The sequence below is a fragment of the Sphingomonas sp. ACRSK genome (assembly GCF_022346685.1).
GTDB lineage: Bacteria > Pseudomonadota > Alphaproteobacteria > Sphingomonadales > Sphingomonadaceae > Sphingomonas > Sphingomonas molluscorum.
On sequence record NZ_JAKRNR010000053.1, the window covers coordinates 1 to 10,710 of the forward strand.

At 64.3% G+C, this 10,710-nt stretch carries 6 protein-coding genes; 1 reads left to right on the forward strand and 5 read right to left on the reverse strand.

Annotation, left to right across the window (positions count from 1 at the left end):
- Positions 1 to 217: 217 nt before the first annotated feature.
- The 5 genes from MHZ35_RS16990 to MHZ35_RS17010 all read right to left on the reverse strand — a co-directional run bounded on the left by MHZ35_RS16990 (position 218) and on the right by MHZ35_RS17010 (position 10,374).
- On the reverse strand, positions 218 to 2,053 hold the full coding sequence (locus tag MHZ35_RS16990; protein ID WP_239436725.1) for an alpha-amylase family glycosyl hydrolase: 1,836 nt from the start codon (positions 2,051 to 2,053) through the stop codon (positions 218 to 220).
- On the reverse strand, positions 2,050 to 3,522 hold the full coding sequence (locus tag MHZ35_RS16995; protein ID WP_342453543.1) for a tryptophan halogenase family protein: 1,473 nt from the start codon (positions 3,520 to 3,522) through the stop codon (positions 2,050 to 2,052). Before MHZ35_RS16995 ends, MHZ35_RS16990 begins: the two co-directional genes overlap by 4 nt.
- 61 nt (positions 3,523 to 3,583) lie before the next feature.
- Complete coding sequence (locus MHZ35_RS17000) at positions 3,584 to 6,454, reverse strand: TonB-dependent receptor (protein WP_239436730.1); 2,871 nt, start codon at positions 6,452 to 6,454, stop codon at positions 3,584 to 3,586.
- Positions 6,455 to 6,624: 170 nt separating this feature from the next.
- On the reverse strand, positions 6,625 to 9,117 hold the full coding sequence (locus MHZ35_RS17005; protein WP_239436726.1) for a glycoside hydrolase family 31 protein: 2,493 nt from the start codon (positions 9,115 to 9,117) through the stop codon (positions 6,625 to 6,627).
- A 117-nt stretch (positions 9,118 to 9,234) separates the two neighbouring features.
- A complete protein-coding gene (locus MHZ35_RS17010; RefSeq protein WP_239436727.1) occupies positions 9,235 to 10,374 on the reverse strand; it encodes a LacI family DNA-binding transcriptional regulator in 1,140 nt (379 codons plus the stop codon).
- Between the two features lie 31 nt (positions 10,375 to 10,405).
- Between MHZ35_RS17010 and MHZ35_RS17015 the strand changes: the two genes are divergently transcribed.
- Positions 10,406 to 10,630 (forward strand): hypothetical protein, encoded by a 225-nt coding sequence (locus MHZ35_RS17015; protein WP_239436728.1) that lies wholly within the window; start codon positions 10,406 to 10,408, stop codon positions 10,628 to 10,630.
- Positions 10,631 to 10,710 lie beyond the last annotated feature (80 nt).

The window sequence follows — 10,710 nt, forward strand, 5'->3', positions numbered from 1 at the left end:
GACCATCGAACATCGGCGCTTGCAGCACCGCAAGTTCGCCGCCTAACATCAACCCCCTGACGAGGTCCGCACTCCGCTAATCTACGCCGCGAGTTGTGCCGAATGTTCTGACGACGGACAGGTGCAGGAATTGCCGGCCTTAGCTAGCTGGAGCGCGTAACCCTACACCTTCGGCGGCGGAGAAAAGCACGTGCGAAAGGACCAGAACGGGCTGCGTTCATCGAACTTGCACCCCTCCAGCCGCGCAAATCGCGTAGCCGAGCGGAGGCAGGGACACGCTCACGCTACCTGGCGCCGTCGCCCGCGCCGCGCATTTGCCCGCGAGGGTCGTGAAAGCACGCGAGTCCCCTTCGACCTGAACATTGCGCGTGATCGGTGCCGACGACGTGTTGAAGACGAGCAGCACTTCTCGTCCCGTGGACGGGTCGAACCGCGAAACCGCCAGCAGCCCCGGCTTTTCCTCTCTCGCGCGCAGCAGTTGCCGTCCGCGGGTCAGGGCCGGATGCGACAAGCGGATGCGGGAAAGCGATGCGATCTGTCGAAAGAGCGGGTTGGCTCGGCCAAAATTCTCGGTTGCAGTGGTCGCATCGGTGCCCAGCAAGCGATTGTCGTTATATTGGGGTACTTGGCTGGCGAACATGTCTTCGCGCGAGTCCTGATCCCCGCCGTCACCGATAAAGCCTTGTTCGTCCCCTGAGTAGATGGTGGGCACTCCTCGCAGGCTGAGCAGCATGGCGTTGGCGAGCATGACCCGGCGCATCACCTCTCCGTCACTCGCTTGGGGAAAGTTGCGACGAACCTCCGTCGCGAAGCGGCCGTCGTCGTGGTTGCCGGTAAAGGTTGGCAGTTGAACCGCGGTGGCGAAGCCGTCCTCGTACAGCGAGTCACCGTCGAGCAGCGTCTCGAACTGATCGGTGCCCTTTGTGCCCGCCACCGTCTGCACGACCGCCTCGCGGAAGGCGAAATCAAGCACCGCGGGGAAGCGATCGACGCGCGTGAACCGCGCCAGCCCGCCTGCCTCCACCGCATGAAGCGCGACTTCGCCGAAGATGTGGAAGTTCGGAATGCCGCGGTCACGCGCGCGTTGCCGGATTGCCGGGACGAACGACTGCCAGAACTCCGCATTCACGTGGCGCGCGGTATCGATGCGAAATCCGTCCACGCCGAAACGGTCGATCCATCCCCCGAATATGTCGATCATCCCCGCCACGACGCGCGGGTGTTCGGTCATCAGATCATCCAGCCCGAAAAAGTCGCCCATGGTCGAGCTCTCGTTCCGGAACGTCGTGTTGCCGCGATTGTGGTACAGCGTGACGTCGTTCAGCCAGGCGGGCACCTTGATCGTCTTTTCCGTCTCCGGAACAAACGGCGTATAGGCATAGTCCGGTCGGATCAGCTGCGCGAAGTTCTCCGTTGTCTGCACCCCGTCACCTGCAAAGCCGGGATTGATCGCCGTGCCGGTCGGCCCGCCGCGCCGCTGATACGGATAGTCCGCGACCGAGCGGTAGCTGCACTCGCGCCCGTTCTGGCACTCGCGATACTGGATTACGTCGGCCGTGTGGTTGACCACGATGTCCATATAGACCTTCATGCCGCGGGCATGGGCCGCATCGACTAGGTCCTTAAAGTCGGCATCGCTGCCGAGATGCGGGTCGACATGGGTAAAGTCGGTGATCCAATAACCGTGATAACCCGCGGACTGATGTCCTGACGGACCCTGCACCGCCTTGTTCTTGAAGATCGGTGCAAGCCAGATTGCGGTGGCGCCGAGCGACTGGATATAATCCAGCCGGTTGCGCAGCCCCTTCAGATCGCCGCCATGGAAGAAGCCCTTCGAGGTCGGGTCGAACCCGGTCACCTCGCGCCCGCCGGTCAGCCCGCCGCGATCGTTGCTGGGGTCGCCATTCTCGAACCGATCCGGAAGAAGGAAGTAGATCACCTCATCCTGCGGCAATCGCTCCCGGAAGCTGGCGGGAGTGGACGTGGCCGGCTCGGCGGCGGCGGCGGGGTGGGCCAGCGCGGCGGCGCAGGCGAGAAGGGCGGCGCGGATCATTGCAGTTCCTCGGTAGCGGCTCGGAGAAATTGTTCATGGGTGGGCATGCGCCCGACTACGGCGGCGACATGCTGGCGCTGCGCGTTCAGAAAACTCGCCAGATCACCAGCGGACGGCGCATCGGCCAGAGGGTGATAGGCGTTGGGGTGTACACCTTGGCCCAGCAAAACTTGCAGCCAGCCCACCTCTGTAAACAGCTCGTCGCCCTCGCGAACGATGCGGCCGCTGGCGCGGAACAGGTCGAGCTTGGTGGCGAGCTGGTCCGGCAGGGGCGTTGCGCGACACGCCTGCCAAAAAGGTTCGGCGCGCGTGTTCGCTCGATAATGCAGCACCAGAAAATCACGAATGGCGGTCCATTCGCGCTCCGTTTCCCGATTGAACGCGTCGCGGTCGGCATTGGCGATGTGTTCGCCCGGCCAGAACTGGAGAAGGCGGGCGATGCCGGACTGAACCAAGTGCAGGCTGGTCGATTCCAGCGGCTCCATGAAACCGCTCGCAAGCCCCAGGGCGACGCAATTGCCTGCCCAAGCATGGGTGCGGCGCCCCGTGGTGAAGCGGATCAGCCGCGGCTCGGCGCGCGCCGGCGCGTCCAGTCCACCCATCAGCTCGGCCGCGGCGGCAGCCTCGTCCATGAAGGCGCTGCAGAATACCAGCCCGTTTCCTGTGCGGTGGCGCAACGGGATGCGCCACTGCCACCCGGCTGTCCTGGCGGTCGCGCGCGTGAAGGGTGGGATTGGCTGAGTGGCCTCGCTGGGCACGGCGAGCGCCCGGTCGCAGGGCAGCCAGCGCGACCAGTCGTCGAATGGCACGCCCATCGCGCCCCCGACCAGCAGGCTGCGGAAACCGCTACAGTCGATGAACAGATCGCCCGCGACCCGGCGGCCGTCGACCAGGATCAATGCAGTGGCGTCGCCACTGAGCGGGTCGCGCGCGACATCGGCCACCTCCCCCTCCACACGCGCGACACCGCGCTCTTCGGCGTGTTGGCGAAGGAGGTCGGCATAAAGGCCGGCGTCGAACTGGTACGCCCAGGTCAATCCGGTGGGCAGGTCCGGCCGACCCAGATCGGGGGCAAAACGCCCCGCCGTCGCTGCCGCCGCCGCAACGCTGTAGTCCGACAGCGCGCCCGATTGCCCACGCAGCCAGTAATGATGGAACGGCACGAGGCCCAACCCGCGCCCGATCGTGCCAAAGGCATGGATGTAGCGGCTGTCGCGCCCGGTCCAGCCGACGAACTCGATGCCGAGCTTGATGGTGCCCTGCGTGGCAGCGAGGAACCTGCCTTGCTCGATACCCAGGCTGGCGTTGAACAGGCGGATCTGGGGGATCGTCGCTTCGCCGACGCCGACGGTTCCGATCGTGGCGGACTCGACCAGCGTCACCCGATGGTTCGCGGGCAGGAACCGCGAGAGGGCGGCCGCCGCCATCCAGCCGGCGGTGCCTCCTCCCAAAATAACGATCTGCCGCACTGCCGGCCCTCTGGGATAAAGACGGCGCCGGCCGCACAAGCGACCGGCGCCAAGGGGGAGGTCAGAACTTGTAGTTGAAGCCTGCCAGGAAGCGGCGGCCATAGGACTGATAGTCGATGACCTGATCGCGCGCGGTGCCGTTGATGGTCACAAAGGGTTCGTCCGTCAGGTTCTGGCCCTGCAGGTAGACCGAGAGGCCCTTGAAGGTCCCGCTGCGGAAATCATAGCCGACCTGACCGTCCACGATCATCTCGTCGACCGCACGCCGACGGGTGCGCGCCGCGCCGAAGCCCGACAGCTCGCCGATGAAGGTCGACCGGTAGCGGACCGAACCGCGGACGTTCAGACCCCATTTCTCAAAGAACGCCGTGCCGTTCGCCACCCAGCGCGAGTAGCCGGGGATGTCCTCCGCTGCGCCACCCGGCGTCGGCACGATCTCCGTCTTGGTGTATGACGCGCCACCGGTAACACCGAAGCCGTCGAGCGCCGAGGCGATCTGCTCGAGGGGCAGCGTGCCCGCAAGCTCGACACCGTAGATCGAACCACCCTCCCCGTTGATCGGCTGGGTGTTCCGGCCAAGCGTCGGCGTGCCCGCCGGCGCCCCGGTCGGCAGCGGATAGCCGGAGAAGTCGAACGGCACTTCGAGATTGTACACGAAGCTCTTCAGGTCCTTGTAGAACCCCTGCACCGCCAGGTAGCCGCGGTTGCCGAAATACTTCTCGATCGTGGCGTCGAACGAGTTGGAACGGATCGGGCGCAGGTACGGATTGCCTCCGCCGCCGGTGATGATCCCCTCGTTGGGGTTGTAACCGTAGCCGTTTGCAACGCGCATGTCGTCCATGCGTGGACGCTGCATCTGGCGTCCGGCCGCGACGCGGAACACCCAATCGCTGGCGAGGCGTAGCGACAGGTTCATCGACGGGAGCACGTCCGTATACGTAGCGCCGCGGATGATCTGGCTGAAGTCGGCGCCGTTGAACACCAGTCCCGACGACTTCTGCTCGGTAAAGACCGCCTGCACGCCGATATTGCCCGTCAACTCGGCCGTGCCGATCTCCTGACGAATATTGCCCTGCAGGTACGTCGTCATGATGTCCTCATCCACCCGGAAGGCGGACGAGATGACGTCGTTGGAAAGGTTCTGGACCTGCGAGTAGACGCCCCCATCCAACAGTTCGCGCGGATCGTAGCTCAGGACCGGGCCGAGGCCGAGATATTCGAGGTTTGTCGGCTTCTGCGCATATTCGGCGGGCAGCGGCTGACTCGTTGCGCCGTTCTGCAGAACCAGGAAGTACTGGGTCGGCGTCAGCGTTTTGTAGTGGTCGGTGTAGTTCATGCCGAAACGCACGGACGATAGCGGGAAGCCTTCGATCTCCTTCTCTACCTCGACGCGGTACTGGCGGATATCGTCCACAACCGAACGATCATTGTAATATCCAGCCTGGCGCGTTTCACCGCCCCAGCCCAGCGGATCAGTCAGCTGAATTAGATTGGGATCCGAATAGTCGAGCTCGTGCGTGAAGGTCGTACCGGTGGAGCCGCTCTGGAACCCGATCGTGTCGGTCGCCCCGACATTCGGACCGAAGCCGGTGCCGCTATAGGTTTCAAGCACGATCTCCGAACGGTCGGTGCGCGACAGCGACACGTCGATCTGCGCGTTCCAGCCGTCTTCCCCTTCATATTTGGCGTTGTAGCCGAACGAGTAGAGCTTTGCCTTGCGGTCGAACGCATCGTTGCGGACCACGCCTTCGACGTTGTTGAACGTGCCCGATGTGACCAATCCGTTCTCGATCTGAGCGTTGGTCAGCGGCGACTTGGGTACCGCCACGCCGCCCACGTCGACCGTACCGGCGTAGCTCAGCGGCAACTCGACGCCGCGCGAGATCTGCTCGTCCGAGAAGTCGGAGAAGAAGCCGTCCACGGTCATGGTGACGGAGTCGACCGGCTTCCACTCAACGGTGCCCTGAAGACCCAAGCGCTTCAGCTGGGTGGACGTCACGTAGGACTTGGAACCGCCGATCACCGGCGTGTCGGGCGCAGCGGCGTTGGCCGTGTCGAAGCCCCAGGCGTTGTACTGCTGGATCTGATACGGCTCGTTCAGATACGCTGCAGACAGGGCAACGCCCAACGTATCGTTGAAGAACTGGTCCACATAGGTGCCGCTGACGCGATAGCCCTTGTCGTCCGACCCGGCGTTCAGCCGGCCGATGTCGGTATAGGTACCGCGCGCGCCGACCGCGAAGACGCGGCGACCATATTCGATCGGCCGGATGGTGCGCAGGTCGACGGTGCCCGACAGGCCCTGGCCAACCAGCGAAGCATCGGCAGTCTTGTACACCAGGACCTGGTTGACGACTTCGGACGGATACTGGTCGTATTCGACGGCGCGGTTGTCACCCGTGGAGGTCTGCTCGCGACCGTTCAGGAGCGTGGTGGAGAAATCGGGGGCGAACCCGCGGATCGAGATCTGGTTCGAGCGGCCGCTGATGCGCTGCGAGGTGACACCTGGCAGACGCGCGATGGACTCGGCGATGGACGCGTCGGGCAGTTTGCCGATGTCTTCGGCCGACACCGACTCGATCACCTGCTCGCGCGATTTCTTCTCGACGACGGCGTTCTGAAGCGATGCGCGAAAGCCGGTAACGACCACGTCGGTGGCGCCGGAATCCTGCGCGGCCGCGGCCTGAGCACTCTGCGTCGCCGCATCGCCCGCGACAGCGACATTGGCGTCGCGCTGATCTTCGGCGCTGACTGCTTCGTTCGGATTCGCCGCAGTGCTGGAACTGTTCGCCGGGTCGGGCAGATTGGTCGAAGCCTGGCCGGTCTGCGCGGCGGCCGGAGCAGCCCACAACGCTGCACCCAACACTAGTGCGATGGTCGATACGCCGACCCCGGCACGGCTCGACCGGCCATGACCGAGCATCAGGGACATATTGTTCGTAAGCACCTTAGATCCTTCCCCCCAAACCCCCCGGCTTTCCGGAGCGGCAACATTGCGCAATCGATTACAGCAAACGATTGAACGGACAAGCGTCTCGAAACAAACTTGTTAACTGTTGCCTTGCGGCAACAAGCGCGCCGGTTAGCCGGCGCGCTTCTCACTTAGCGGTTGATGACGAACCGCGCCGCGCCCGGCTGATCCGGAATCGTGAAGCGGATCGTCTCCGCAACCGCATCCGCCGTGCTCGCAACCGCGCGGCTGCCGCGTGCGACCTGCGCCGGCCCCTGCCAGCCATGGACCGTGACCGCCAATTTACGCCACCAAGCGCGATAGCTGCCCTGCCGCTTGTTGAAGCTGACTTCCAGCCCGGTCGGCGTCACCTGGCAGCGCACCGTTTGGCGCAGGTACCCGCCACGCGTGAACGCCATCGAATGCCCATCATCGGCGTAAAGCTCGCCCGTGCAGTTCTCGCCCGGGTAGATGTCGAGCTGCAACGGACCTTCCGGCGTTTCGGCCGTGCTCTGCACCACGGCCTGCCGTGGCAGGATGGTGCCGGCGCGCACGAACACGGGCAGGTAGTCGAGGCGCGGCTTCTCGCGCACCGTGTCGCCCCGCGTCGTCTGCACACCGGTCGCCTGCGTCGCGGACTGGATCTGGCCGCTCTCGGCCGCCTGCGCCGTGCCTGCCCGCTTTCCCGTCCAGTAGTCGAACCAACCACCAGCCGGCAGGCAGACGTCATATTCCTGGGGCGACTCCATACGAGGCGGCGGCGCCACCAGCAGGGATTTGCCAAGCGTGAACGCCGAAGACTGGTCGCACGACATCGTGAGCGCGCCGGGATAGTCGTAAAAGACCGGACGCATGATCGGATCGCCGGTGCGCGAGTTCTGCTCGGCCAGGCCGTACAGATATGGCATCAGCTTGTACCGTTCCTCGACGTAGCGACGCCGGATCGCGAGGTGCTCCGGCCCATCCACCCATGGTTCGACCCGCGGCGTATCCTTGGCCGAATGGTCGCGGAACACGGGGTAGAACGCGCCGATCTCGAACCAGCGGGTCAACAGGTCCGGGCTCGGACCACCCGCAAAGCCGGACACGTCGGCACCCGAATAGGAAAAGCCGGACAAGCCCAAATTGATGATCTGGTGGATCGACAGCTTCAGATGTTCCCAGGTGGCCGAATTGTCCCCCGTCCAGGTGGCGGAATACCGCTGCCCGCCCGCATAGGAAGCGCGCGTCATCACGTAAGCGCGCTCGTCCGGGTTGAGGCGACGCAGACCGTCGTACGTGGCGCGGGTGTTCTGCATTCCATACACGTTGTGCATCTCGCGATGGCTTGCGACACGCGGCGCGAAATCGTCGCTGGCGATGCGATGAACATTATCCAGCGGCATGGTCTTGGTCGGCGTGTTGAAGATCGCCGGCTCGTTCATGTCGTTCCACGCGCCGGCCACTCCGTCGGCGATCTGCTGGCGGAACAATCCACCCCACCAGTCACGCGTCTCCGCCATGGTGAAATCGGGGAACACGGACGGCCCTGGCCAGACCGGCGCAACGTACACGGACCCGTCCGCCTCCTTGACGAAGTGATCGCCCGCGGCACCCGTGTCGTAGGGCTTGTAATCCTCGCCGGGCGCACGGGCGACGTGAAGGTCGGTAATCGTGATCACCTTGAACCCGTCATCCGCCATGTCGGAAACGAGCCCCTTCAGGTCCGGGAAGGTCTGCTTGTTCACCGTGAAAGGCCGGTTGCGGTCCTGGAAGTCGATGTCCAGCCAGAGGACGTCCGTCGGCACCTTCTCGGCGCGCAGCCGCGCTGCCACCTGACGCAGTTCATCCGCGCTCATGTAGCTGTAGCGCGACTGCTGATAGCCAAGCGCCCAACGCGACGTCAGCGGCGCCTTCCCCGTCAGGTCGGTGTAGCGGCGAACCACCTCCGCCATCGAGGGGCCGTTGATAACATAATAGTCGATCGGCCCATCCGGACCGCCGAAGGCGATTACGTCATCCTCCTTGTGACCGAAGTCGAACCAGGTGCGCCACGTGTTGTCGAGCAGGATGCCGTAGCTGCCGCCCTCCCCACCCGTGCCGATGAAAAACGGGATGGACTTGTAGATCGGATCGTCGCTGGGCGAGAAGCCGAACGCGTCCGTGTTCCAGTTCACGAAGCTCTTGCCCCGGCGGTCCAGTCCCCCGGTCTTGTCACCAAGGCCGAAGATATGCTCCGACTGCGGCAGCGCCTTGCGCAGCGTGAAGTCGGAACCGACAGTGCGGATCGGATCGGGCGCATCGGCGGTGATGACCTTGCCAGCCAGATCGGTGATAACCAGCCGGCCGTCCTCGAAGCGAACTCGCATGGTCCGGGTAGAGAAGCCGGTCGCGTTCGCCGTTACTGAAGCATGCCTCGCTCGCATCTCGGGCGAGACGGCCCAGCTCGCATCTTCCGGCATTTCGGTGCCGCGCGCGATGGTGACGCGCAGGATATCGTCGGTAAGCGCGGTCACCCGCACGACGTTCTCGCCTTGGCGCATCTCCATTCCGCCCGCGCGCGCGGTCACGCCCTGCGTTTGTGCCGCCGCGGGCGCGGCCATGGTGGGCAATGCCAGCGCGAGCGCGCCTGCCGCGCTCAGCAACCAGATGCGACGATGTACCATTCAGTTTCCTCCTGCCACCGCGACCTGATCCAGCCCGGCGCTCTTATGCAATCGATTACCCTGTATCGTCGGCGGCGGGATCCGGTCAACAATCAGCGTCGCCGATGCTGGCTGCGCTCAGGCCGACTGGCGGCGGACCAAGGCCAACGGAATCCGCGCAGACGCGGTATTCTCGCCCGAGATGCGACGGAACAGCAGGTCCAGAATCGTGTCAGCAGCCACCGTCAGGTCCTGACGGATGGTGGTCAGCGCCGGCATGGCATGAGCGGCAAGGCTGACGTCGTCATAGCCCACCACTGCAACCTCCTCAGGGACGCGCTGACCCTTGTCCGTCAAAGCCCGGATAACGCCAAGCGCGATCACGTCGGAAGCGGCCACCACCGCGTCGACTTCCGGCTCGGCCGCAAACGCCTGGTGCAGCGCTGCCGAACGCGGGTCGAAGGCCAGGGGCACGGGAATATGTGGACCCGGCGCGATGCCCCGCTTTGCATGCGCCTGAAGATACCCGGCGTAGCGCGCCTCCAGCTCAGGGATGTCCGTCATCCCGGCAAAGGCGATGCGGCGCTTGCCTAAATTCAGCAGGTGCTCTGTCGCGAGTTGCCCACCCAATCTGTTGTCGGTACCGACGCAGCAATAATCCGCCTCCGTCCCGTTCGCCTCTCCCCACACGACCAGCGGCATATAGCTGCGGCCAACATGGTGAAGGACCGGCTCTTGGTCGGACTGGCATAGAACGATGATCCCATCCACGCGCCCGCTGCGCGACAGGTTCGCCAGCCAGTTCGGGTCATGAGGCGTCACCGCGGATAGCAGCATGGCGTGTTCGCGACGGGCAAGCCCGTCCATGAGGTTGCCGATCAGTGCAGTGTAAAAGGGATCGGACACCCGCTGCGCGCTCTCGTGTCCAAGCGGAATGACGACCCCGACCGACTGGGTGCGACCAAGGCGAAGGTTGCGCGCCGTCTGGTTGATCTGAAACCCGTGATCCTCTGCGATCTGAAGGACCTTCCGCCGCGTGAGGGCGCTGACACTCGCCCGGCCGGAGAGCGCACGCGACACGGTCGCCGGGGTCACGCCCGCAATCGCCGCTATGTCGGCGAGGGTTTTTACTTGGGTCGTGCTCATTTCCTTCCAGACATAGGCGACGTCGCGCCGATGACTCAAGCCAGGGCTTGGGGTCGAGAGTACTGTTCGGCTGCAATCGACCTGATCTGACGGGTTGCCGCGCCAATCAGCATTGGCCCAGACGCGAAACACTTTTAACCGGGGTCGCTGACGGAGAGTGACCATGCAGAAAAAGATCTGGGCCGGACTGCTGATGTTGGCCGGCACCACAGCCGCCGCCCCGCAGATAGAAGCGAATACGACCTGTTCCGCGGCGCCGTTCGGCAAAACCCGCTTGTACCTGCGCGGCAGCATGAGCGGCTGGGCTGCTGCCGAGGAAGACGCGTTTCGTTGGGACTGCGACGCCTTGTCCGCCGTCAGCACCAATGGCACAGATTTGAGGTTGTGATTTAAGGAGGATCTGGGCTTCGTCGTAGTGACGAAGGAACGAAGATGAAGCCCAGATCCTCCAATGTAAAATCGCCCGCC